This window comes from Paenibacillus xanthanilyticus (genome assembly GCF_042682185.1).
In the GTDB taxonomy this organism is placed as follows: domain Bacteria; phylum Bacillota; class Bacilli; order Paenibacillales; family Paenibacillaceae; genus Paenibacillus_Z; species Paenibacillus_Z xanthanilyticus.
In genome coordinates, this window is the sequence record NZ_JBHUHA010000001.1 from 57,848 (window position 1) to 81,474 (window position 23,627).

Here is a 23,627-nt window from a genome sequence, read left to right on the forward strand (position 1 = left end):
TTCGCCCGGACGAATCAATAGAAGCGAGGATTCATTCACCCTATAACCAAATGGAGGCGACGGCAATATGAACGAGACGACGATCGGAACAAGCGCTCCAACCCATTTGCGCGATTCGGTATTGGAGAACGAATGGCATCCGGCGTGCGCGGCGCACGAGGTGACCGACAAGCCGGTATCGGTTACGATCCTGGAGGAGCGGGTCGCTATCTTCCGCAATCGCAGCGGGGTTCATGCGTTGCGCGATCTATGCATCCACCGCGGCGCGATGCTCTCGAAAGGCTGGGTGCAGAACGAGCGGCTCGTCTGTCCGTACCATGGCTGGCAATACGACGACGGGGGGCGATGCGTCTGTATTCCGGCGCAAGGGGCCGATGATCGCATTCCGCCCCGCGCCAAAGCGACGAAGTACCACTGCCAGGAGAAATACGGCATCGTCTGGGTATGCCTTGGCGAACCGCGGGCTCCGCTGCCGGATTTCGAGGAATTCGAGAATCCTGCTTACCGGCCGCTCGTATGCGGACCGTACGTGGTGGAGGCGGCGGGCACGCGCGTTATCGAGAATTTCACCGATTTCGCCCATCTCATGTACGTGCACGGCGGTTTGCTCGGGCATCCGGATTATTCGGAGCTGCCGGATTTCGAAGTATTCAAGGAAGAGGATCGCGTCTATACCGGCGACGTGCCGATCTTTCAGCCGGTCGCGCATTCCGGGTCGGAGCACCGCGAGGGTACGACGTACGTGTACGTGAAGGAAATTTTTCGTCCGCTCGCCGGACGGTTGTCCAAGCGCGATGCCGCCACGGGTCAGACGCTGTGGATCATGCTGACGGTGCTGCCGGTCTCCGAGAAGAAGTGCGTCGTCTATATGCCGGTGTCCCGCAACTACGCGCATGACGTAGACGATCGGCAGTTCATGGATTTTCAGGATACCGTCTTCGAGCAGGATAAATGGATTATCGAGACGCAGAAGCCGGAGCTTCTGCCGCTTGATCTGCAGACCGAGCTGAACCACAAGGCCGACCGTCTGTCCGTGGCGTATCGCCGCTGGATTATCGGGATGGGCATGCGGATCGGGACAACGTAACGAGCCATGACCGATACTTTTTCCAAGCCGTTCTTCTTAGGGAGAGCGGCTTTTCTTCATCAACAACAATAAATTAGCTGCGCGTATAAACGATTAGCAGGACGGCCGAATCGAGGAATGTGACAATGCGGGGACAAATCTACCGCAGACTTGTGTCGGGCTTTGGAAAAAGGTACTGTGAATAAAGAACAATCGTGGTGAGGAGGCATAACTATGATCGAGCATCTAGTCGCGTTCAAATTCAAGGCGCCGCTCGGCGAGGCGAAGGAACGGGAGCTGCTGGACGCGTTATACGCCATGAAGGGCGAGATTCCCGGCATCGTCGAGCTAACGGCGGGGGCGAACGAGACGGAGGAGACGGATAATATCCGGGGCTACACGCTTGGACTTCGCGTGACGTTCGACAGCCGCGAAGCGCTGCGTCAATATGGCCCGCATCCCGCGCATCAGCGTTTTGTCGCGATGCTGGACGGCATTATCGAAGACGTCGTCGTCATCGACTATCCGGCGCGCCATGGGGATTAACGTTGGACGAGCAGCCCGGGGACCATCGCGCGCTATCGCTGGCCTGGCGGCATTCGGATTGCTGTTCGGGGCTGCAGGTTTGACGGGCGCGCTATCGGCGTCGCCGGGCAAGTCGTCGGCAGCTTCGGACGAACGTGCGCTGACAATGGTGGCGTCCCCGACGCGCACGTACAATAACCTTGACGGCATCGAGAAGAAACGACAGCTGCCGGCCGGGTTCGTCTATGCGGACGAGGTCATCCCGAAGGCGCAGTACGACATTCGTTATTATACCGATTATAATTTCGTCGGCGCCCGGATCGACGGTTACGAAGCGCCGCTGGCGATTATGACGAAAGAGGCCGCGAGCGCGCTCAAGCTTGTGAGCGCCGATCTGGCGAAGAAGGGCTACATGCTGAAAATTTACGACGCTTATCGGCCGAGCAAGGCGGTCGCGCATTTTATCCGGTGGGCGAAAGACTCGGACGATACGAAAATGAAAGCCGTCTTCTATCCCGACGTGGACAAGGCCGATCTGTTCAACGGCTATCTGGCCAAACGCTCCGGACACTCGCGCGGCAGCACGGTCGACTTGACGCTCGTGAACACGTACGCCGGGCGCGAAGTCGATATGGGCAGCCCGTTCGATCTGCTCGGTCCCCTATCCGCGCACGGGTCCAAGCTCGTGACGGCGGCGCAGCGGGCGAACCGGGCGATGCTGAAGGCGGCGATGGAGCGGCGCGGTTTTACGGCGTACAGCAAAGAATGGTGGCATTATACGCTGTCGAAGGAGCCGTTCCCGAAACGGTATTTCGATTTTGATGTACAATAAGAGCAAACAAGCAACAGGAACGAGAGGAAGCGTGCGAGTATGAGAATCATCGTGGACCCAACGGCCGCGCGTTGGTACAAAGAAGAGCTGGCGGCAGACGACGGCGAGCAGCTGCAAATCTTCGTCTATCTTGGCGGATGCGGCAGCGTGCAGCCGGGCTTGTCGCTCGGCATCGTGAAGAAGCCGTCCGACGCGCCGCGGATGTCGGCCGTGGAGGCGGGCGTCGAGTTCTATATGCTGGAGGACCAGCTGTGGTATTTGGACAACCGGGACTTGCAGATTTTGTTCGATGCGAAGCGGGACATGAGTTATATTCACGTGGACGGAGAATAGGTTGAACGGCGAATAGACGCGCAGCGGAGGGCTGCGCGTCTATTTGCTGTTTAGAGGCTGATAATAGGGTGCCTCTACAGGAATCGACGAACCTTGCGCAGCGGATTTGATATCCTTTGGACGAGCGACTCGCGATACGCTGGCCGACTCAGGCCCCCGTATCTTCCGCACGGACTTATTCGTTATAGAGGTAACAAGCTTAGGGAGGGAATGAAATGGATGTACTGCTGCTCGGAGGGACGAAATTTCTGGGGAAGCATATCGCGGAGACGGCGCTCCGCCGCGGGCATCGGGTCACGCTGTTTCATCGCGGTCTTACGAATCCGGGGCTGTTCCCGGATGCGGAACACATCACCGGCGATCGCGATGGAGGACTTGATCATCTCAAGGGCGGACGGTGGGACGCGGTTATCGATACGAGCGGCTACGTGCCGCGCGTCGTCCGTCAATCCGCGCGGCAGCTTGCAGAGCTCGCCGACCATTACACGTTCATATCCTCCGTCTCGGTCTATGCGGATTTTTCGGTGTTGGACATCGCCGAGGATGCGCCTCTACTTGCGCTTGAAGATCCGGCGGACGAGAACGTGGCGGCTCATTACGGCGCGTTGAAGGCGCGTTGCGAAGACGAGGTGCGCGCGGCGTTCGGCGAACGAGCGCTTGTCATCCGGCCGGGCTTGATCGTGGGGCCGGACGACCCGACGGACCGGTTTACATACTGGCCGTGGCGATTGGCCCAAGGCGGCGACGTGCTCGTGCCAGGCTCGCCCGGTCGCGTCATCCAGTTCATCGACGTGCGGGATTTGGCGGAATGGACGCTGCGGATGGCGGAAGCGAAAGCCAATGGCACGTACAATGCCACGCAGCCGGCAGGCATGGCGACGATGGGCGACTTGGTTCAAGCTTGCCGCCACATCGGGGCTGCGGCGTCGAATCCGATTTGGGCGGAGGAGGCATTCCTGCATAAGCACGGCGCGGCGGAGTGGACGGAGCTGCCGCTCTGGGTGTCCGAGAAAATGAATTGGCCCGGTTTTATGGCGGTCAACGTGAAGCGCGCGGTCGAGGCGGGGTTGACCTTTCGGCCTTTGAGCGATACCACTGCGGACACGCTTGATTGGTGTCGCCGTCTTCGCCCGGAGGGAGGCTGGAAAGCGGGTCTGGATGCCGAGAAGGAGCGGCATCTGCTGCGTCAATTATACGGCGGGAAGTAATGTCGGTATTAGACGGAGAATGACCTTGATCTTCCAAATGCGCGGCGCTACAATCGGCATGAAGGAGTGATGGGATAAATTGGGCGACATGGGATTGGATCAAACGAACGGCTTGGGGAATGAGGAGTTGGTTCGGGCATGTTTTCGGCCGCTTCTTGCGGCATATAAGGAAGCGAGCGCGGCCAATAGGGATCTGACGGCATTGTTCCGGAGTTGGACCTCCGGTCAACGCGCGTTGTTCATTAGCTACTCGTATGCGGTGCATGTCCTCGAATCGCCGCAAGAGGCGTATTGGTGGAGCGCGTTCTTCATGGCGCAGGGCAGATGGACGGCCCTGCGGGCAAGCGCGGACGAACTCGACGCCAAGCTGTTCGCCGATGTGCTGTCGGACATCGAAACCGAGCTTCGCCGCCGCGGACATCCGATTGCGTTAGCCGAAGCTCATCGCATCCAGCGCGAAGACCTAGGGCGGGAGGAGACGCTGAGCAGGTTCTTCGTCGAAGTTTATGAACGGCTGACGTCCGTCGCCGCGAAAGACGTCATCGCGCGTTCAGCGGCAGCAATACGGCTAGCGCCGGAGGAATTCCGGTTGCAAGCCGAATGAAGCAGCCGCCCCGTTCCCGGGGCGGCTGTATTCTTTTCATGCCGGGTTCCGAATCACGCCGGTTAATCCAGCCAATGGGTCAATCCGATCATCGTCAGCGTGCCGAAGATGAAGGCGAATGTGGCGGGCGTCTCGTTGCCGTCGCCGTGGCTTTCGGGGATGAGCTCCTTGTACACGATATACAGCATTGCCCCCCCGGCGAAAGCAAGTCCGTACGGGATGAGGAACCGAAGCTCGCTGCCGAAATTGTAGCCGAGCAAGGAGGCGAACCATTCCGCTGCCGTCACGCCGCACACGTAGAGAACCGGCTTCAGCATACGACTTTGGGTCGAAGCGAAGACGAGGGCGATTAGGAAGCCTTCGGGTAAATTCTGCACGCCGATCGCGAACGATACGATTGCGCCGAGCTGTGGATCTTGGTCGGCGAGGCTGATGCCGGTGGACAAGCCTTCGGGCAAGTTGTGGAGCGTCATCGACATGATCAGCAGCATGCGGGAGGCGGACGACACGGCGGCTGCATCGGAGTCGTGAGCCGGATCGGTATGCGGAATATATCGCTCCAGTAACGTTAGCAACACGGTGCCCAGAACTATGCCGAATGTCAGCACATAAAGGTTGGACAGCTTGAGCGCCGACGGTATAAGTCCGTAGGTGGAAGCCGCCACCATGACGCCCGCGCTGTACGCCAGCAAAATATCTTTACCCCGGTGGGACAGATTGCGAATGAGCAGCGCGGGCAAACTTCCGGCGATCGTGCCGAGCGCCGACAGTCCCGACAGCACCAAATAATGTTCCATGCGACCTCCGTCGATCTCTGATGGAACAGTATATGTGGACAGGACTGGGAGGATGCCCGACTTTTGGCTTGCAGCCACTGAAGGAGGCGTGCAGCATGTAGCACGCTTTTGGCTTGCAGCCTACGACTTTTTTTAACGTTACTCGTCCTGCTGTAAGAACCGCTTCTCGGCCTCGCGCCGTTTGGCCAGACTGATCTGGATGAACAAGCTCGTCAGATCGTTAAGCGGATTGTCGATCAGAATATGCTGGTTGTTCAGATGAATATGCTCGATCGCCCAGCTGTGAAAATGCATTTTGCCCTCGGCGTCCAAATCCTCGAATGTCAAATCCCCCGCGTATTGAAACACGTCCTGCTCGTCCTTCAACATAATGTCCAGCCGCTGGGAGCTGATATGAAGGCTGACCATCGCGGCGTCGCCCATCTCGACCAGCAGCGTGCCGGCGCGAACGCCCGGGCCCAGCTTGCGCCATCGGCCGCTTAGCGTCTCGGCTAGCGTATATTCCGGTGTGTCCTTGTTCATCATGATCACCTGCTTCATTCGCTTATTCATCCACTTTGGAACGCAAACCAATCCGCTTTGGCTGAATACTGCATTCCCAATCGTGAATGCAAACCAATCAGCATTGGCTGAATGCTGCATTCCCAATCGTGAATGCAAACCAATCAGCCCTGAATGCTGCATTCTCAATCTCCCGATTGTGAACGCAAACCAATCAGCCCCTCGCTGAATGCTGCATTCCCAATCTCCCGATTGTGAACGCAAACCAATCAGCCCTGCTGAATGCTGCATTCCCAATCTTGGGATTGTGAACGCAAACCAATCAGCTTTATTCTACCGATTATTCGCCTGCGCTATAACCGATTGCTAAATCAGCCAAAATAAACCGAAAATCATCTGAAAAAAGGGATTGACCTTCACGCTGCGTAAACCTGTACAGTAAAGGTGTCGGGAGGCGAGAGAATGGAATACACCGTGCAGAAGCTTGGCAAACTGGCGGGAATCAGCACGAGAACGCTGCGGTATTACGACGAGATCGGCATGCTGAAGCCGGCGAGAATCAGCTCCTCGGGCTATCGGATCTATGGGCAGGACGAGGTGGACCGCCTGCAGCAGATCTTATTTTACCGGGAGCTTGGCTTCGGGCTGGAGCAGATTAAGTCGATCGTCAATTCGCCGTCCTTCGACGGGACCCAAGCGCTGCTGGCGCACCGCGAACAATTGCTGGACCGACGACAACAGCTGGACCAATTGATCTCGAACGTGGAGAAGACGATTGCCGTCCGCGAAGGGAGAACGACCATGAGCGACCAAGAGAAATTTGAAGGCTTCAAGCAGAAGTTAATCGAAGACAACGAAGCGAAATACGGACAGGAGATTCGGGAGAAATACGGCGACGACGTCGTCAACAAGAGCAACGCGAAGCTGAAAAACATGACGCAGGCCGAGCACGACGAGCTGACGCGCCTGACGGAGCAAGTGAACGAGACGCTGGCGCAAGCGTTCAAGACGGGCGATCCGGCTGGACCGCTGGCGCAGAAGGCGGCCGACCTGCACCGCCAATGGCTCAGCTACTACTGGAGCGCGTACACGAGGGAGGCGCACGCCGGCCTGGCGCAAATGTACGTGGACGACGAGCGCTTCAAGGCGTATTATGACGCGGCGCAGCCGGGAACGGCCGAGTTTCTGCGCGACGCGATCCACATTTATACGGGACAAAGTCAATAGCCGAAAGAAGACCGCGGTGGACCGTGGTCTTCTTCTTTGCCGTAAACGAGCTTGCGACGATGCCGTTGCGACCGTCCACTCGGTGCGATCAGCTAACAGCGCTCCTGCATGTAAAGCTGCGGGAGGATGCCGTCAGTCGCGGGCTGCAGGCATTCTACTCCATTCGTAAATCTATGTGCGCTTCTATAGCGAGTCTGTTAGAATAAAATGTAAACAAAGATGAATACTAGAATGTAGCGCAATCCGATACTGTTTTTTCATGCCAAGGGAGGTTCGCCGCCATTCACCTCATTCTCAAAATCTACGCGGCCGCCTCGCGGCTCAACGGCAAATCGCTGGCGGTCTCGGCGTTCGTCTTTTTCCTCTTCAGTTCGTGTATGATCCGAATACTAGAACCGGATAAGTTCCAGACGGTATTCCAAGGCTTCTGGTGGACGGTCGTGACCGCCTCGACGGTCGGGTACGGCGACTATTATCCGGAGACCGTTCCCGGCATGCTGCTCGGCGTATTCGTCATTTTCACCGGTTTATTCCTAATCGGCGCCATTGTCGGACGGATCACGGAGCAAATGTTGAAACTCAAACGAAGCAAGGGGGAAGGGAGATTGCCATACACGAAAGAGGACCATTACGTGCTCATTGGCTGGTCGGAGGAGAAAAGCCGGGCGACCGTAGAAGAACTGCTGCAGTCCGACCCTGTTCATGACGTCGTGCTGGTCGACCGGCTCGCGCAGGCACCGTTCAGCCATGAGCGTTTTCATTATGTGCAAGGCGATCCGACCCTGTTCGAGACGCTCGCGAAAGCGCGCGTGGAGCGTAGCCGCAGCGTCATCATCTTCGCGCCCGTGGGCGAGACGGACCCGTTGAAGGCAGATGGCCAGACGCTTATCATCGCGACTTCGATCGAGCATTACGGCCGAAGCGCGCAGGCGTCCGGGCGGGATATTTACACGATCGTCGAAATCGTGAAGGCTGCGCACCAACAAAATTTCGCGTATGCCAACGTCGACGAGTTTATTCTATCTCAGCAGTCGACCTCCCACATGATGGCCAAATCATCGCTGCACAAAGGGTCGTCTCAGCTGTTCATGCAGCTTCTCAGCGATTCGTACGGCGAGGATCTGCGCGAGATCGCCCCGCGTCAGCATTGGCGGACTTACGGCGAAGCCTACGAGGCACTGAAGCGAGAAGGGGCCAACCTCATCGCGGACCGCAAAGATCTGGGCATAATTCGCAAACTGGATGAGCCGATGCCGAAGGAAGCGCGCCTGTACATTATTTGCGACGACGCCACGTATGCGCGCATACGAGACGACAAATAGCCTCCGAACCGACTGACAACGGGGATTCGGAGGCTTTCTTTTTTGATGATTGCCGCACGTACTCGCGATTGTTCTAATCGTCTTGCGCCTGCAGCGTCTCGTAGCCCTGTCGGATCACATCGAGCGCTTCCGCATGCTGGACGACATTGTTCGCACAGGCCACGACGACCAGGAGCAGCATCAGTCCGGTCAAAATCGTTCGAGCGGTCCGCGGACGCAGCCCGATCAGGAAGCGGCCGCCGAGCAGGAAGAGGGCAAACAAATAATGGCCGGCATACAGATACAGATCGTACTGGAAGGTCGACAGCCCGTATCCGATCCCGATATGCAGCGCGATCGCGAACCCGATATATGCGCCCAGCATCCAAGCTTCATACGTGCGAATTAGAGCCAAAAACCCGAGTAAAGCCAGCACCAGGAGGAGCCCGCCGCCAAGCGTGACATAGAGCGGGTACGAGACGGACAGATCGGTCACGAACGCGACGATGCCCGGATCCAGCAGTCGGATAGCAGGCGTGAGAATCGGCGAGATGAAGAGCATGTAGACAGCTTTCCAGTGATGGGCAAGCGAGAAAGATGCGACATAGGTATAGCCGCCGCTGTCCAAGTTGTTCCGCCAGTCACTTGCCCAAGAGTGCCCGTCGAACAGAAGTCCCTGCGCCGCAGTGCCAACCACGATCAGCGCGAGCAGCCATCCGGCGGCCGCCGCAAGCTTCAGGATGGACGCTTGAAACGGGCGGCGCATGAGCGCGGCGAACGCGGATACGGCGAACGGCACGACGTTCGTAGACGTGACGGCGAAATGCCCAAGCGCATAAGCGGCTGTCGGCAGCGCCGCGATTCGCTTCCGAGCGCGGCTGTACTGCAAGTACAGCACGGATAGAAGCAGCAGACACTGCGCGTACGGATACGAGTCGGGTACCAACGACGAGAATAGGCTGTACGAGCTGAGGCCGAATAACAGACCGAACGCGGCGGGAACGACGTATCCCGATTCCGAGCTGCTTCGGCGCAGATACACATAAATCATGACCGCGCTGAACGCGTTCAAGCACGCTTGCAGGATGAGGAAGAACAGGTTGCCGCCCAGGTGATCGGCTAGGTAGGCGAGCGAGCCTTTGATCACGTTGAAGAGCGGGTGGATGATCGTGGCGTTGTCGAACCCGTAATAGAGCGACGGATCGAAGTTGAACAAGTTCAACGTGAACGGCGCACCGTAGAACGGGCTATGCTCCGCGAGCAGCGGCGCTTGCTCCTTCATGTAATGGAGGAATGGCAAGTTTGTAAAGATGCAAAAAAGCGCGACGAGGAGCGCGATCGCGCCGGCAATGGCCGCATCCCGCTTGTCCATAAACCAAGAAGCGAAAAACTTCATTTTCTACCACCTATCGGATTATCGTTCTGGCCTCTTACAGCACCAGCAGAAGCAGACCGCACAGAATGACGCATGTTCCCGCAATCTTGAATGTGCCGATTTTTTCGCCGAACCACCATTTCGCCAGCAGCAGCGTCCAGACGAACGTGAGCGAATTGGCCGGCAGCACCAGCGTGTAGGGAAGCTCGGTCAATAAATAAATGTTGAGCAGCGCCCCGGTCCCGTAGCACGCGCCTCCCGCGGCCAGCAGGATGAATCGCTTGCCCGCCGAGTAACGCTTGAAGAATGCCCCGCCGAACGAGCCGAATACCGTCATGGCAATGAGCATCAAGAAGTGAAGGCTAGTCGTCATACGAGGTCAACGTCACCCCCAACCCGAGCAGCGCGATCGCCGCCGATTTCTTCCATGTCAGGTCTTCGCCGAGGAATAGGTCTCCGTAAATGAGCGCGACGGCATAGCTGATGCACATCAGCGGATAAGCGACGGACAGCTTCTCCAGCGCGAACGCCTTAAGCATAAGCAGGGCGCCAATGCCATAGCAGAGAAACCCGATGGCGAGATAGAGCAGGCCGGAGGTGCCCCACTTCCAGAACAGCTGACCGGTCGCGGTCATGAACGCGGAGAGCACCATGAGCCACTTGCCCGCATGCCTGCCGGTCAGCTTCGCCATTGCAGCACCTCCACGCCGGGATGGCGTCCACGGCCGTTAATCCAATACCGATGGCGGACGAGCTCGAACATCGGCAGGTCCGAGAGCGAATCCGAATACGCGTAGGAGCGCTCCGGATCGGGCACGATGCCGGCGCGTCCCCAATATTCGCGAATGCGAAACACCTTCTCTTCCCCTTTGCAGTTTCGCCCCTCGATCCGATTCAGATAGCGGTCGCCATTACGGGCTAGCGTGGTACCGATGACGGCGTCGACTTCCGGCAGGCGTTCGAAGTACTTCATATACGCGACCGGCGAGGCCGTAACGAGCAGGATGTGGCAGCCATCCGCCTTGCGGCGCCGCATCTCCGAGATCGCTTCCTCGTAAATCAACGGCTCCAGCTCATTCGCATAGAAAGCAGCCAGATCGTCCTCGCTCATATGGCGGATTGCGTGAAAGAACGCGGCTTTCGCCCGTTCCAGGGAGACGAGCTTCATTTTGGCTAGTACCGTGAATAACCCCATGGACAGCAGACCAACGGCTGTCGACGGCTTCTTCGCCATGCCATAACGCGCGAACAGCAGCATGGAATCGCGGCGGATAATCGTGTGATCAATGTCGAATAACGCGACTGGATGCAACGTACATGTCTCCTTCTTTCGGAACTTTTACTCGAAGATCGCGAAGATCGCGATCACGCTGACGATATAGAGGATGACGGTAATCAGAACAGGTTTGTCCTCGAACAAAATCCGATCCGGCGCACCGCCTTTTTTCTCCACGTGAATCAAGTATAGATAGCGGAAGATGCCGTATAGCACGAATGGGATCGTCCACATCAGATGGACGGTTCTGCCCGAGGTGAACGTAAACAACGAGTAGCTGATGACCGTAGCCGTCGTGACGATGCTGTTCATCTGATCGAGCAGAGCGACGGAATACTTGGCCAATACTTTGCGGTGCTCGCCCTTGCCCTCCGAGAGCAGCATCAGCTCGTGGCGCCGTTTGCCGATGGCGAGGAAGAGCGAGAGCAGCATCGTGCACAGCAGGAACCACGGCGTGAACGAAACGCGGATGACGATGCCGCCCGCGATGGCCCGCAAGACGAAGCCGGCTGCGATGACCAGAATGTCGATGATCACGACGTGCTTCAGCTTGAACGAATACGAGACGTTCAGGGCGAAATAGAAAGCGAGCACCGCGGCGAACAGCGGATGCAGCGCAAACGCGCTTGCGAAGGAGAGCAGCAGCAGCAGTCCTCCGAAAGCCAAGGCGAGCTGCGGATTCAGCTGGCCGGACGCCATCGGGCGGTGTTTCTTCTGCGGGTGATTGCGATCCGCTTCGCGGTCGACATAATCGTTCAGAATATAGACGCAGCCGGAGACGAGACAGAACAGCAGGAACGCGGCCAGCGTGTCTAGGAATGCGGCGAAGGACAAACGTTCAAACGAGAAGAGCAGCGCCGCAAAGAGCAGGGCGTTCTTGCTCCATTGCTTCGGCCGAAGCTGGAGGAAGAGCAATCGCGGGACGCTGTAATCGCGCAGCGAGGCGGGATGCTCGAAATTGGTTTTGGCAGTTGGCATATAATTCGGGAACCTCCGTCATTATCAATGTCTGCAATAGCGACGGATAGCGAGCGAAACTTGCAAGCTATAAGCTCAACCTCTCGCAGCATCGCAATCTAGCAAACTAACATATCTTTACCATAGTAATGAACGCTGCAAATCAAGTCAAATAATAGGAGATGGATGAACGGAAGGAAGCAACCTGCATTCAAGACGGATGCAAACGAGAAAAGGTTCCAGTATCAACCAAATAAGGGTTGACGAACCTGTGTATGAAGGGCATAATACAGCTAAAGTGTATGAACTGATTGGTACACACACTCCGCCGAAATGCGAGGTTGAGCAATGAAATTCGACGAGACATGGACAGAGCTGCAATTCAACAACCGCGACCCGGTCTATTTGCAGGTGGTGAGGCATTTCAAGGAACGGATTGCCGCCGGCAAGCTGGAAGCGGGGCAAGCGATTCCTTCGCGGCGGGAGCTTGGTGCCCTGCTAAGAATTAATCCGAATACGGCGCAGCGAGCCTATAAAGAGATGGAGGAACAGAAGCTGATTACGACAGAAGGGAATTCACCGAGCCGCATTACGACGAATGCGGATATTTTGCAGTCGATCCGCTCGGAATTGCTGGAGAGCGCCATCGACGTCTTTCTGACTTCGGTCAAGTCCATCGAGATTTCCGCGGACGAGCTCTCGGCGCTGGTCAAACGCAAGTTCGAGCAGCAGCTTAGCATGCGCGGTCCGGACAAGGGGGGATCGGCATGATCGAGGTTATCGAGGCGAAGAAACGGTATTGGCGCCGGCCGATTTTACAAGGGGCTTCCTTTACGGTGGAGAAGGGGAGCGTCACCTGCCTGATCGGCCTCAATGGAGCCGGCAAGTCCACGCTGCTGAAAGCGATTATGGGACTGACGCCGCTGACCTCGGGCCGGATTCTCGTCGATGGCGAGCCGATCGGCCCCGCGATGTACGAGCGGGTCTCGTTCATCCCGGACCATCTGACGCTGCCACCGTCCATGAAGCTGTGGGAGGGCTTGCGGTTCATGGCGGATTTCTATGCGAATTGGAACGCGGAGAAGGCCGCCGAGCTGATGACGTTCTTCCGGCTGTCGGCCTCTGACCGGATCGGCAATCTGTCCAAGGGCACAGCCGCGAAGTTTAATTTGGTCACGGGCCTTGCGCTCGATACGGAGTATGTGCTGATGGACGAACCGTTCTCCGGCATCGATATGTTCAGCCGGGAGATGATCGCGGACGTGTTCGCCAGCGATTTGATCGAAGGGCGCGGCGTGCTCCTCACGACGCACGAAATCGGCGAGATGGAGCATCTGATCGACAAAGCGGTGCTGCTATCGGACGGCGTCGTGGTGCGGGAGTTCGACTGCGAGGCGATGCGCGTCGAGGAAGGCAAGTCCGTCGTGGACGTGATGAGGGAGGCGTATCGAGCATGAACCGGTATTTGAAACTGGTCCATATGGAGATCCATCGGTTCCGGTATATTTTGGCCGCGTTGTTGGGACTGGTTGCGGTGGTGCAGTGGGGGGCGTTGGTTTGGAGCGCGCGGAAGATGGAGGCTGCATTGGATGAGGTGGAGAAGTTTGGAAGATACACGTTTTATGTTAACGAATTGAGCGACCGCAAAATTTCCTACGCCGAGGCGATTTACAACGCCCAACAGCTCTATATCCTCTCCGTGTTGACGGTCATTGGCGTGCTGTGTGCTTACTTGCTGTTCGTTTGGTACCGCGACTGGCTTGGCCGCAGTACGTTCATCTACCGTTTGCTCATGCTGCCGTCCGCCAGGAGCTCGATTTATTTGGCCAAATTGACGGCGATATTAGTCTGCATCATGGTCTCGTTAGCATTCCAAGCGCTTTCGCTGGTGATCGGCGGCGCCATTTTCGAAGTCGTTGTGCCGAGCGATCGTCAGGCATATTCGTATTTTGTAGACATCGTCGACGCCACGCGTGTACTCGAATACCTCATGCCGATGAGGCTGGTGGACTTTGCCCTTAACTATGGCCTCGGCATCGTCGCAGTGTTGGTCATTTTCACGGGCATCTTGATCGAGCGAAGCTATCGTTGGATAGGCATCGCGTATGCCGTGGGTTACGTGTTGTTTTGCGGAGCTGCTATTGTGATTCCGATTAACGCCATGGGTATGTACCGTTCCGACTCGTATTTGTACACCGCCGAGATCGTCGGCATTGAATTCGCCATTATCCTACTTATCGCGGCGGTATCGATCTGGCTTGGCTTCCGGCTCATTCGCCGTAAAATATCCGTTTAAGGGAGAACGTCATGAAACGATACTGGTTATCAATAGTACTGGCGCTGTTCGGCGTATGCGGCATTGCGGGCTACTACACGGTGGGCGCGTCCGACGAGCTGCCGGCATTCAAGCTGACGACCGTCAGCGGCGATCCGAAAGAGGCAGACCCCCTTCAAATTACGGCACAGTACGAGAATCGGATCAAGCTTAAATACCTCTATATCACGACGAATGGCAGCCGGTATGAAGCGGATGAAGGACTGTTTGATCGGCCAAGACCGTTATGGATGGACTACCCGTTCTATCGTAAGCTGCTTGAGGATCATCGCGGTTTTATGCGCGGAAAATGGCTTCACAGCAGTCTGTATAGCGACGAAAATTGGATTGTCTATGCGGATGTGAAGAGCGAGACCGATCGAACGGATTACACCATTAACTTGGATGTATTAGACCGCGCGAGCGGGAAGACGAACCGTAAAGAACTGATAGTACCACTGCCGGATAAGAATAACTGGACAACTGTCAGCGATGTGCAGGTTAGAGGTGAAGAGGTTCACGTCCTGGTTCAAAAAGGAGTTAAGCTCTATTCCGGTAATGAAATTGGATTTGAATACCTCGATCATGTGTTCGATTTGACCGGCAATCACAAGCGAGACGCGAAGATTGACTTTGGATTGAATAGTCCGGGAATTAGAACCAATTTCGTAGATCGCAGTGGGGAGATTGGTTCCAACGGGTTTGCAGGATTTTGGTTGGATGAAGAGCAGAGCGGATCAGCTAATAAGGGTTCAAAACGGATATACCGTGCGTATGCCTACAATTATGACACCGGCGTGGTTACTCTAATTGGTGAAGCACGCAGCGAAATGCCAGATACACCGGGTTACACGTATGAAAACCACCTGGAGGACGGAAAATTTTACATCGCAAGAAGAGATAACGCCAAGCAAAACCTTGAAGTCGTTCAGTATGACCTCGAAACGAATCAGAAACAGGCGTTCAACTTCAAGTACGAAGATCATGGCGGTGGCACCTTGCAGACATTTCGCATTGCGGCTAACCGGATATATTTGATATTGTCAGATCGGCAAACAGCACAAAAGCTGCTTGTGGTATTGGATGCCTCGAACGGAGAAAGCGTATACAAAGCCCGAATATCCGCGGTAGGCGATGAGGAGCAAGCCCGAACGGCAAACGTAGATTTGCGCCCTATAAATATCAATTATATGTACGAATTGAAATTATACTAAATCGGCCAGCTCTCTTGAGCGGCCGTTTTTTATCGTCGTCCCGCATCCTCCTCCGCTGTCTTTTTACCTCCAACAGTTGTAAAATGATGGGTACGAGCAATATGCAGTCGGACGTCGGTAGGGGGCATACAGTGAAGACGGGCAAAAGGTGGATGATTACCGGATATATCGTCGCGGGAATCCTCGCGGCGGCGGGGGAGCTCGTCTGGTTGGGCGACCCGATTCGGATTGGCGCTTATTATTGGATTGACGCGATCGAGCTGTTATATGGGGTGTTAGCCGTGGTGCCGCTGCTGTGGCTGGCAGGCGCGATCTTGAACTGGAAGCGCGAGAAGAGCCTCGGTGTCATCAGTCGCGCGACTAAGCTTATTCTTATTCTCGTCAGTGGCCTTACCATAGTCGCCATCTTCTGGCCATCCCGCAATCTGACGGCGACGGGATCGCTGCTTGCGGCCGGTTGGCTGCTGACAATGATCGATTTGACCTGGACGGAGTATCGGAGCGGCCTGCGGTGGCTGCGTGCGTGCTTGATACGCGTTGCGGTCATGTCCGCCGCGGCCTGGCTGCTATTCTGGCCGACCGCGTATGAAGTGACGGTGCCGGGTTTTACGCTCGATATGAACCGTTACGCTCATGTCGAAGGCGGAACCGCCAAGGGTTCGATAACGGGCGTGCTCGTGATCGGACGACCCGCTTTCCCGATCGATTGGTTGTACGACCGGCTGCTGCCTCATATAGATAGGAACAAGCGCGATGTCAGCCAGTCGATCGGCGAGCAATTGACGGCAGCCCATTCGCAGCGTGCCAGCGCCAACGAGATTGCGGCCGCGGTCGCGCTCCACAAGCTTGGCTTGGGACAAGGCGTGACAAGCGACGGCGTGCGCGTCCTCTTGGTATCCAGCGAGAGTGCTGCCGAGGGAATGCTGCAAGCCGGCGATCTGCTGACGAAGCTGAACGGCAAGGCCGTGACCACCGTGGCCGAGCTGGCCGAAGCGATGAAGCACGTGGTCCCCGCGCATAACGTGACGGTCACGCTCGTTCGCAGCGGCCGCGTCCTGACCCTGGACGTCCCGACGCAAGCAAGCGAGGATGATCCGGCACGCGCCGTGTTCGGCATACAGGTCGAGGATCACGCGGCTGCGGATGTCACGAAGGACGTCGACTTTCGCTCCTATCTCGTCTATCAGGGCGGGCCTTCGCATGGTGCCGTGCTTGCGCTCACGCTGATGGACCAGTTGACCGAAGGCGGCGTCACGTACGGCAATCGAGTCGCCGCGACAGGCACGATCGACGGCGACGGCGCGGTCGGACTAATAGGCGGCATCGAGCAGAAGGCGTACGTGGTCGCGCGGGCGGGGGCCGACGTGTTTTTTGTGCCGTGGGAGCAAGCGGATGAAGCCAGGGCCGGTTCGTCCACGCTCAACATCGTGCCGGTTCGAACGCTGGATGATATGCTGACGTGGCTTCGCGAGCACCCCAAGCCGTAACCGGACGGATTTGCGCCGAGCATAACCTTAAGATTTTGATAACAAGGTAGGAATTTGGGATATCGTGTCGAATCTACTAGTTCACAAGTTTGCCATTTCGTTAAACCTGGGGGAGTGAAAGTAGCGTGTTTCTTCATTTTTTACAGTCCAAAGCGCATAAGGAAGCGTTCCTGGATTTGGCTCACCTTGTCGCGGAGGCCGATGGCTGCGTCAACCGCAAGGAGCAGGGCTTTATAAGCGGCATCATGGCGGAGCTGGACTGGCGAGAGCCTTACGCGGTGAAGAAGGATCGACAGCTGGCCGATATCGTCGGCTCGCTCGACAACGAACAAGTGAAGAACGTGTTCTTCGCGGAGATGCTGCTGCTCATGTTCGCGGACGGCGATTACAACGACGAAGAGAAGCAGGTCGTCAGCGAGCTGCGACGCTTGTTCGGTTACACCGACGAGGCGTACGCCACGTTCCGCGATTGGGTGATCCGGATGGATCAGCTGAAGATTGAAGGCGTCAAGCTGATTTTGGGCACGCCCTGAAACGAACTGCGCGCTCGCGCGTAACAGATGAGCATCACCACTATTTTTTTAAGGGGAGTTAACGAACCATGAATTACAACGCTTCTTCGAGCTCGTATGGCAATCCGATGGCCAAACTAATGCTGACGTTTTTCTTCGCCTTGATCGTATCGGGCGTGGGCATGTTCATCGGCACGATGCTGCCGCCGGCTGCGCGCATTCCGCTCATTATATTGGAGCTCGCGCTGCTCATCGGCATGATGTTCCTGCGCAGAAGAACGTCGATCGGCTATCCGCTCATGTACGCGTTCATGCTCGTATCGGGCGCCACGCTTCAATTTACGCTGAGCTACTATATCGCTTCGATGGGCAGCTCGATCGTTATTCAGACCGTCGGCGTCGCGGTGCTGGTCTACGCGGGTCTCGCGATTTACGCATCGCGGACGAAGGAAGACTTCCGCTTCTTGCACGGTTTCCTGTTCGCCTCGCTAATCGGTCTCATTCTGATCGGTCTGATGCAATTCATCTTCCCGTTCGACGGCGCGATGGAGACGTTCTACGCGGGCTTCGGCTTGTTGATCTTCATGGGCTACACGCTGTACGACTTCAATCGCATGGCCAAAGAAGGATTCGACGAAAGCGAAATTCCGCTCATGGTCGTCAACATTTACCTCGACCTGATCAACATTGTGCTGTTCGCGCTTCGCTTCGTGAAGTCGTTGACGGAAGACTAAGCCACATTCGCATGGAATAGCAACCTCAAGACGGCATGTCTCCTTTTGGAGATGTGCCGTTTTTTTTTGTGATTTTCGATAACGGAATCGATTGCGGCAAACGAGTAACCGGAGAGGGAGCCGAAAGGTTTCAGAAATACCTAACATAACGCTAATGTTCGCGACGTTTTATGTCGAATAAATAGATATTGTGTCGATTAGAAAAGGCGATCAAAAGAATCGTCTGAAAGAGGTCCACGACAACGAAACGAGAGGTGAAGAAATCATGCGTAGATTTACGGGTTCCTTTAAAGCGAAAGTAACGTTTTTCGCGTTGGTGCTGGCTATCGTCCCGCTGCTGGTATCGCTGCTCATCATGGGTTCCATATTCGGAGGCATGACGCGAAGCGAAGTGAACGAGAAGGAGCTGCTGTACGCGAAAGCGAACGCGCAGGCGCTTAACAGCTTCCTTGTTGCGAAGGTCGAGGCGATGGAAGGCGTTATCAAGGCGAACAAAGAGACGTTCCTAAATGAGGACAAAACGAACATATCCGCGATCATTCAAGTGCTGAAAGCGGCCAATCCGGATATTTATTTCTACGGCTATGCGAATGCAGATGGCCAGTCGGTCAACAGCGATGGCTCGTCGGATGATATTTCCGTCTAGAACAACTTCAAACGGGCCAAAACCGAGAAGACGATCGGTATTTCCGATATTAAAGTGATGGATACGACGGGTCAAAAGAGCGTCATGATCGACGTGCCCATTCTAACCGATAGCGGCGAATTTGCCGGACTCCTGCAGTGTATGGTCAGCCCCGAGAGCCTGATCGAGGACTTGGAGAACATCCAGATGGGCGAGAGTGGTTATGCGTATATCCTCTCCCAATCCGGCGTATATCAGTCGCATAAGGACACGTCGCTCGCCACGAAAACGTTGAAAGACGTCGAGAGCGCAGAGACGGTGAAGCTCTTCGAGAACGAAGTATTGGCGAAGAACGAAGGACATGTCGAATACACGTCCGCGGCAGGCGTTCACGAACTTGCAGCTTATGCGGTCATCGAACAAACCGGCTGGCGCGTCGTCGTTGCCGGGGATGAGTCGGAGCTGCTAAGTTCGGTCCGTCAAGTCCAAGTCATGACATGGATCACCATCGTGGTCGGCGCCGCGGCAGTGGCGATTCTCGCCTATTTATTCTCCACGTTGATGCTGAAGCCGATCTTCGCGATGATCGCCACCATGAAAGTCGTCGCGAAGGGCGATTTGACGCCGCGCCTTGAAGTAGCGGGCAAAGACGAGCTGCAGCAGATGAAAATGAATCTGAACGACATGCTTGACGCGTTCAGCGGCACGCTCGGCAAAATGTCCGAGTCCGTCCAGCATACGGCGGCTTCTTCGGAGCATCTGTCGGACATCGCCTCGAGCTCGTCCGACGCGGCGGAGAAAATGGCCAAGTCGGTGGATCAAATGGCGAATGGCGCTCGCGTACAATTCGAAGGCTCCGAGCAGTCGTCCACGGCAATGGAGGAAATGGCCATCGGCATCCAGCGCGTGGCAGAATCCTCGAGCAATGTCTACGAAATGGCGCAGGGCATGAACGAGCAAGTGAGAATGGGCAGCATCGCGGTGAAGAATGCCGTGACGGAAATCGTGAACGCGAACGAAGTCGTTGGCCGGTCGGTGCATTCCGTACAGACGCTCGAGAGCAAGTCGCAGGAAGTCAACCAGATCGTGCAGTTCATCTCCGAGATCGCGGCGCAGACGAATCTGCTGTCGCTGAACGCAGCGATCGAAGCAGCGCGCGCGGGCGAGCACGGCCGCGGCTTCGCGGTCGTCGCCGACGAAGTGAAGAAGTTGGCCGAGCAGACGACGAAGGCGACGGGAGCAGTCGCGGCCATATTGCTCGAAATACAACGGTCGACGGGGGAAACGTCGCAGGCGATCACGGAAGGCATCCAAGTCGTGCAGCACGGCGTGGAGCAGGTCGAGGAGCTTGGCGGCATCTTCGACCGTATCGTCGAGGCGGTCGGAGGCGTCACCGCGCAAATTCAAGAGGTGTCGGCGGCATCCGAGCAGATGTCGGCTAGCTCCGAGGAAATCGCGGCCTCCATGAACGAGATTCTCGGCATTTCCAAAGAGTCGCTAGACGAGCTGACTTCGGTAAGCGCGTCTACAGCCGAGCAGTTCCGGAGTATGCAGGAGATCGCGGCCTCGTCCGATTCGCTCAGTCAGTTGGCGAGCGAGCTTCAAGATATGGTGATGAAGTTCAAAATAAAATAAAAGGAATCCAGTTTTAATGGATCGCTTCATTTTCGAATGAGGCGGTCTTTTTTTATGCGCAAAATGGGAATATTTTCTTGTGTAACCTTTTCGCATCGGCTTGCGTCTGAGTAATCAAACAGCATCAAACAAACAAGTTTAAGTAAAAATGACAACAGAGGAGCGAATAAGAATGAACAGAAAATCTTGGATTATTGCGGTTACTGCAGCTGGTGTATTGTCGACGACGGCGGTGGCCGGCGCAGGCGGCTTCATCGAGAAGGTTCACGGCTTGCTGCGCAGCGACATTCAGGTATCGGTCAATGGCGAGAGTACAGGCCTGCATCCAGTATATATTAACGGCAAAGCCTACTTGCCGGCACGGGATACGGCCAGCGCCCTCGGTTACGAGCTGAGCTGGAACGGCAAAGAAATCAAACTGCAGGGCGAAGGCGATCAACAGGAAGAAGAAGAGGCGGACTACATTCTGATATCGGGCGTCATCGCGAAGACGACGGTGCTTGAAGACGGCAGCGTGAAGCTCGAAGTGCTCGGCCGCGGCACGAACAAGTGGATCATCCTGACGGCGGACAAAGAGACCGTCATTAAGGACGCGCAGGGCAATACGATTGCCGCGAAAGATCTCAAGGAAGGCATGCAAGTGACGGCTGAATATGGACCGATCATGGCGCTCAGCTACCCGGGCCAATCGCACGCGGCCACAATCACGGTCGGCCAGCATACGCTGGTGAAGGAAGATACGGTGCTGTCGTCGGGCAATTCGAAGGACGGCTGGCAAATTCAATTCGGCCAAGAAAAGCCGGAGCTGGTGCTGAACGCCGGTAAAGAGACGCTCGTCATTACGCCGGAAGGACAACCGGTCGAGTGGTCGCAAGTGAAGCCGGGCACGAAAGTTCGCGCCTATTACGGTCCGATCATGACGAAGAGCTTGCCGCCGATCAGCCCGCTTCACGTGCTCGTCGTGCTTGACGAGCAGCCGGAGAACGCCGCCGAATTCCGCGAGCTCGGTTGGTCCTTCGTGCCGAAGGAGCAGCAGTCCCACCTGGTAACAAAGAAGGATGAAGCCCTCGTGTCGGTCGTGCCTGCCAAAGCGGCCGGCGTCATGACGACGACCGAGAAGCAGAAACAAGCGCTGGCCGACCTCGTGGCAAAGGAAGGCAAGCTGATCACGGTCACGTACTCGACCGATCAGGATGCGCTGCTTGGACCGCTCGTCGTGGTCATCCACCCGGAGACGAAAGAATTGATCGGATTCTACGCACGCAAATAATCGTTTGTCGCTTACAGCCCCGCGCATGATGCGCGGGGCTTTTTTTGTGTGTTTGTTCCAGATGAAATTGAAATTCGACAGGCGGCGCGTGTCGCCCGCCGTCGAGGGAACGGGGGCAAAGGAAAAATTTAGAATAACCTGCAACAAAACGCCGACAGGCTCGTCTAAAAATTACGGGCTTCTTTGGGTTCGGACGCAAGCTATTCAATAAAGAAGGATGGGATGAGAGGAACTTATGAAGAAACGTGTTCAGACGCTGCTCGCGTTCGCGGCCGCGCTCCTGTTTGCCTTTGCATGCCAGGCGAACGGACAAGCCGCGGCCGCCGCTCCCGGCAAGCTGCAAATCGTGCTCAACGACCAGCAGTTGGAACTGCCTCCGGCCTTGAAACTCCAGGTGTCCAACAACAGCGTCATGGTGCCGATCCGGATTATCGTGGAGAAGCTCGGATTCCAGGTGGATTGGAACAAGGAAGAGAACAAAGTGAAGATCGCCAGGGATGACCGTCAAATCGATCTGACGATCGGCAGCGCTTCCGCGCTCGTGGACGGAGATCCGCGGCCGTTGATCGCCGCGCCGGTCGTGCAGGCGTCCACGACGCTTGTTCCGCTGCGGTTCGTCGGCGAGAATATGGGACTTACGGTTGGATGGGACGGGAAGAAGCAGCGAGTCGTGCTGACTGAGCCCGTATCGCCGGAGGCGCCTGAGGAGAATCCGGGCACGCCGGCGCAGCCGGATGTCGGCATGCCTCCGATCGAAGGAGAGGCCGGACAAGGCAGTTCGGAGGTTCAACCGCCAACCAATGGCGCGGTCGGGCGCGTTCAGGACATCCGGTTCACCGACAACCGCTTATCGGTCTCCGTGACGGGTGGCGGCGTGCCGGAAGTGTCCGCATTGACGGGACCAGACCGCATCGTGGTCGATCTGCCGCAGACCGGCTACGCGGACGGTTTCTCGCTAACGCAAGGGGAGTTCGGCAAGCAAAGCGGCGCGATCGAGCTCCCGGACGAACCGAACGTCAGCAAGGTACGGTACTCGTTGTTCAGCGAATCGCCGCCGAAGGTGCGCATCGTGTTGGACTTGAAGGCGAAGCACGACTACTCGGTATACAGCGAGGGGCAAGGCGATGCCAAAGTGTGGACGATCGATCTGAACGGAACCGGCGGCAGCCCGACGCCTACCGAGCCAACCATTCCATCCGATCCCGGTACTCCGGCGGTTCCGGTCGATCCGCTGCCGACAGGTAAACGCGTTGTCGTCCTGGATGCCGGACATGGCGGCAGTGACCCGGGGACGATCGGCTATACGAAGACGCAGGAGAAAGCGTTCACGCTCGCGCTCGCGCTGAAGATCGAGCGGCTGTTCCAGAATGATCCCGATATTCAGATCGTCATGACCCGAACCGACGATTCCTACCCGACGTTGTCGGAGCGCTCGCAGCTAGCGAATCGGCTGGGAGCCGATCTGTTTCTTTCGATTCATGCGAATTCCGTGAAGAACAAGCCGGACGTCAGCGGAACCGAATCGTTCTATTACCATGACAATAGCAAAGCTTTCGCGGAAATGATGCACCAGTATTTGCTAGGGGCGACGGGCTTTAAGGATCGGAAGGTGAAGAAACAGAGCTTCCAGGTGCTTCGGGAGACGACGATGCCGGCGGCGCTGCTGGAGGTCGGGTTCTTGTCGAACCAAGTGGAGGAGCAAATCATCTTTACGGAGGAATTTCAGGATCGCGTCGCGCAGAGCGTGGCGGATGGAATAAGGGCTTACGCAGGCCAGCTGGCAGCGGGCGGCGTCTAAGGGGGAGGGCTTGTCGGTTCCGGCAGACGAACGAAC

25 protein-coding genes and 2 pseudogenes are annotated in these 23,627 nt (G+C 56.5%); 20 read left to right on the top strand and 7 right to left on the bottom strand.

Annotated features, from left to right (window positions below; genetic code table 11):
• The first annotated feature begins 67 nt into the window (after positions 1–67).
• The 6 genes from ACFSKT_RS00310 (at position 68) to ACFSKT_RS00335 (ending at position 4,568) form a co-directional block, all read left to right on the top strand.
• Complete coding sequence (locus ACFSKT_RS00310) at positions 68–1,087, top strand: aromatic ring-hydroxylating dioxygenase subunit alpha (RefSeq protein ID WP_377719809.1); 1,020 nt, start codon at positions 68–70, stop codon at positions 1,085–1,087.
• A 213-nt stretch (positions 1,088–1,300) separates the two neighbouring features.
• Entirely contained in the window at positions 1,301–1,612 is a 312-nt protein-coding gene (locus ACFSKT_RS00315) for a Dabb family protein (protein ID WP_377719810.1), read from the top strand.
• A 58-nt stretch (positions 1,613–1,670) separates the two neighbouring features.
• Positions 1,671–2,423, top strand: coding sequence for a M15 family metallopeptidase (locus ACFSKT_RS00320; RefSeq protein ID WP_377719811.1), 753 nt, complete (start codon positions 1,671–1,673; stop codon positions 2,421–2,423).
• A gap of 39 nt (positions 2,424–2,462) precedes the next feature.
• Positions 2,463–2,756 carry a HesB/YadR/YfhF family protein gene (locus ACFSKT_RS00325; protein ID WP_377719812.1) on the top strand — a complete coding sequence of 98 codons (294 nt, stop codon included), beginning with the start codon at positions 2,463–2,465 and terminating at the stop codon, positions 2,754–2,756.
• Between the two features lie 215 nt (positions 2,757–2,971).
• The gene (locus ACFSKT_RS00330) at positions 2,972–3,964 is read left to right on the top strand and encodes an NAD-dependent epimerase/dehydratase family protein (protein ID WP_377719813.1); all 993 of its coding nucleotides are present in this window, start codon (positions 2,972–2,974) and stop codon (positions 3,962–3,964) included.
• A gap of 88 nt (positions 3,965–4,052) precedes the next feature.
• Positions 4,053–4,568 (top strand): hypothetical protein, encoded by a 516-nt coding sequence (locus ACFSKT_RS00335; protein WP_377719814.1) that lies wholly within the window; start codon positions 4,053–4,055, stop codon positions 4,566–4,568.
• Between the two features lie 62 nt (positions 4,569–4,630).
• Here the strand turns inward: ACFSKT_RS00335 and ACFSKT_RS00340 are convergent, their stop codons facing one another.
• Positions 4,631–5,365: a ZIP family metal transporter gene (locus ACFSKT_RS00340; RefSeq protein ID WP_377719815.1), complete on the bottom strand. Its 735-nt coding sequence runs from the start codon at positions 5,363–5,365 to the stop codon at positions 4,631–4,633.
• A 138-nt stretch (positions 5,366–5,503) separates the two neighbouring features.
• Positions 5,504–5,905 (bottom strand): hypothetical protein, encoded by a 402-nt coding sequence (locus tag ACFSKT_RS00345; protein ID WP_377719816.1) that lies wholly within the window; start codon positions 5,903–5,905, stop codon positions 5,504–5,506.
• 423 nt (positions 5,906–6,328) lie between these two features.
• Between ACFSKT_RS00345 and ACFSKT_RS00350 the strand changes: the two genes are divergently transcribed.
• Positions 6,329–7,093, top strand: a complete 765-nt coding sequence (locus ACFSKT_RS00350) for a MerR family transcriptional regulator (RefSeq protein WP_377719817.1) — start codon at positions 6,329–6,331, stop codon at positions 7,091–7,093.
• Positions 7,094–7,359: 266 nt separating this feature from the next.
• Positions 7,360–8,415 (top strand): annotated as a pseudogene (locus ACFSKT_RS00355) (potassium channel family protein); the annotation flags it as partial.
• Between the two features lie 73 nt (positions 8,416–8,488).
• On the opposite strand, the gene ACFSKT_RS00360 reads toward ACFSKT_RS00355, so the two are convergent.
• Genes ACFSKT_RS00360 through ACFSKT_RS00380 form a run of 5 tightly spaced genes read right to left on the bottom strand, consistent with a single transcriptional unit; the run spans position 8,489 to position 12,023 of the window.
• Positions 8,489–9,790 (bottom strand): DUF6080 domain-containing protein, encoded by a 1,302-nt coding sequence (locus ACFSKT_RS00360; protein ID WP_377719818.1) that lies wholly within the window; start codon positions 9,788–9,790, stop codon positions 8,489–8,491.
• A 34-nt stretch (positions 9,791–9,824) separates the two neighbouring features.
• On the bottom strand, positions 9,825–10,142 hold the full coding sequence (locus tag ACFSKT_RS00365) for an EamA family transporter (RefSeq protein ID WP_377719819.1): 318 nt from the start codon (positions 10,140–10,142) through the stop codon (positions 9,825–9,827).
• A complete protein-coding gene (locus tag ACFSKT_RS00370) occupies positions 10,132–10,461 on the bottom strand; it encodes an EamA family transporter (RefSeq protein WP_377719820.1) in 330 nt (109 codons plus the stop codon). Before ACFSKT_RS00370 ends, ACFSKT_RS00365 begins: the two co-directional genes overlap by 11 nt.
• Positions 10,449–11,081 (bottom strand): HAD family hydrolase, encoded by a 633-nt coding sequence (locus ACFSKT_RS00375; protein ID WP_377719821.1) that lies wholly within the window; start codon positions 11,079–11,081, stop codon positions 10,449–10,451. The genes ACFSKT_RS00370 and ACFSKT_RS00375 overlap by 13 nt, the downstream gene beginning before the upstream one ends.
• A gap of 27 nt (positions 11,082–11,108) precedes the next feature.
• Complete coding sequence (locus ACFSKT_RS00380; protein WP_377719822.1) at positions 11,109–12,023, bottom strand: decaprenyl-phosphate phosphoribosyltransferase; 915 nt, start codon at positions 12,021–12,023, stop codon at positions 11,109–11,111.
• Positions 12,024–12,350: 327 nt separating this feature from the next.
• Here ACFSKT_RS00380 and ACFSKT_RS00385 point away from each other — a divergent pair, with 327 nt between their 5' ends.
• The 12 genes and pseudogenes from ACFSKT_RS00385 (at position 12,351) to ACFSKT_RS00440 (ending at position 23,591) form a co-directional block, all read left to right on the top strand.
• Positions 12,351–12,773, top strand: a complete 423-nt coding sequence (locus tag ACFSKT_RS00385; protein WP_377719823.1) for a GntR family transcriptional regulator — start codon at positions 12,351–12,353, stop codon at positions 12,771–12,773.
• A complete protein-coding gene (locus ACFSKT_RS00390; RefSeq protein WP_377719824.1) occupies positions 12,770–13,459 on the top strand; it encodes an ABC transporter ATP-binding protein in 690 nt (229 codons plus the stop codon). The genes ACFSKT_RS00385 and ACFSKT_RS00390 overlap by 4 nt, the downstream gene beginning before the upstream one ends.
• A complete protein-coding gene (locus ACFSKT_RS00395) occupies positions 13,456–14,298 on the top strand; it encodes a hypothetical protein (RefSeq protein WP_377719825.1) in 843 nt (280 codons plus the stop codon). Before ACFSKT_RS00390 ends, ACFSKT_RS00395 begins: the two co-directional genes overlap by 4 nt.
• Positions 14,299–14,309: 11 nt before the next feature.
• On the top strand, positions 14,310–15,530 hold the full coding sequence (locus ACFSKT_RS00400; protein WP_377719826.1) for a hypothetical protein: 1,221 nt from the start codon (positions 14,310–14,312) through the stop codon (positions 15,528–15,530).
• A gap of 131 nt (positions 15,531–15,661) precedes the next feature.
• Positions 15,662–17,017 (top strand): PDZ domain-containing protein, encoded by a 1,356-nt coding sequence (locus ACFSKT_RS00405; RefSeq protein WP_377719827.1) that lies wholly within the window; start codon positions 15,662–15,664, stop codon positions 17,015–17,017.
• A gap of 125 nt (positions 17,018–17,142) precedes the next feature.
• On the top strand, positions 17,143–17,550 hold the full coding sequence (locus ACFSKT_RS00410; protein ID WP_377719828.1) for a tellurite resistance TerB family protein: 408 nt from the start codon (positions 17,143–17,145) through the stop codon (positions 17,548–17,550).
• Positions 17,551–17,618: 68 nt separating this feature from the next.
• On the top strand, positions 17,619–18,263 hold the full coding sequence (locus ACFSKT_RS00415; protein WP_377719829.1) for a Bax inhibitor-1/YccA family protein: 645 nt from the start codon (positions 17,619–17,621) through the stop codon (positions 18,261–18,263).
• 265 nt (positions 18,264–18,528) lie between these two features.
• Positions 18,529–18,909 (top strand): hypothetical protein, encoded by a 381-nt coding sequence (locus tag ACFSKT_RS00420; RefSeq protein WP_377719830.1) that lies wholly within the window; start codon positions 18,529–18,531, stop codon positions 18,907–18,909.
• Between the two features lie 24 nt (positions 18,910–18,933).
• Positions 18,934–19,320: pseudogene (locus ACFSKT_RS00425) on the top strand (cache domain-containing protein); the annotation flags it as partial.
• Between the two features lie 60 nt (positions 19,321–19,380).
• Positions 19,381–20,523: a methyl-accepting chemotaxis protein gene (locus ACFSKT_RS00430; RefSeq protein WP_377720617.1), complete on the top strand. Its 1,143-nt coding sequence runs from the start codon at positions 19,381–19,383 to the stop codon at positions 20,521–20,523.
• 172 nt (positions 20,524–20,695) lie between these two features.
• Positions 20,696–21,793, top strand: a complete 1,098-nt coding sequence (locus ACFSKT_RS00435; RefSeq protein ID WP_377719831.1) for a hypothetical protein — start codon at positions 20,696–20,698, stop codon at positions 21,791–21,793.
• A gap of 235 nt (positions 21,794–22,028) precedes the next feature.
• Positions 22,029–23,591 (top strand): N-acetylmuramoyl-L-alanine amidase, encoded by a 1,563-nt coding sequence (locus ACFSKT_RS00440; RefSeq protein ID WP_377719832.1) that lies wholly within the window; start codon positions 22,029–22,031, stop codon positions 23,589–23,591.
• Positions 23,592–23,627: the final 36 nt, after the last annotated feature.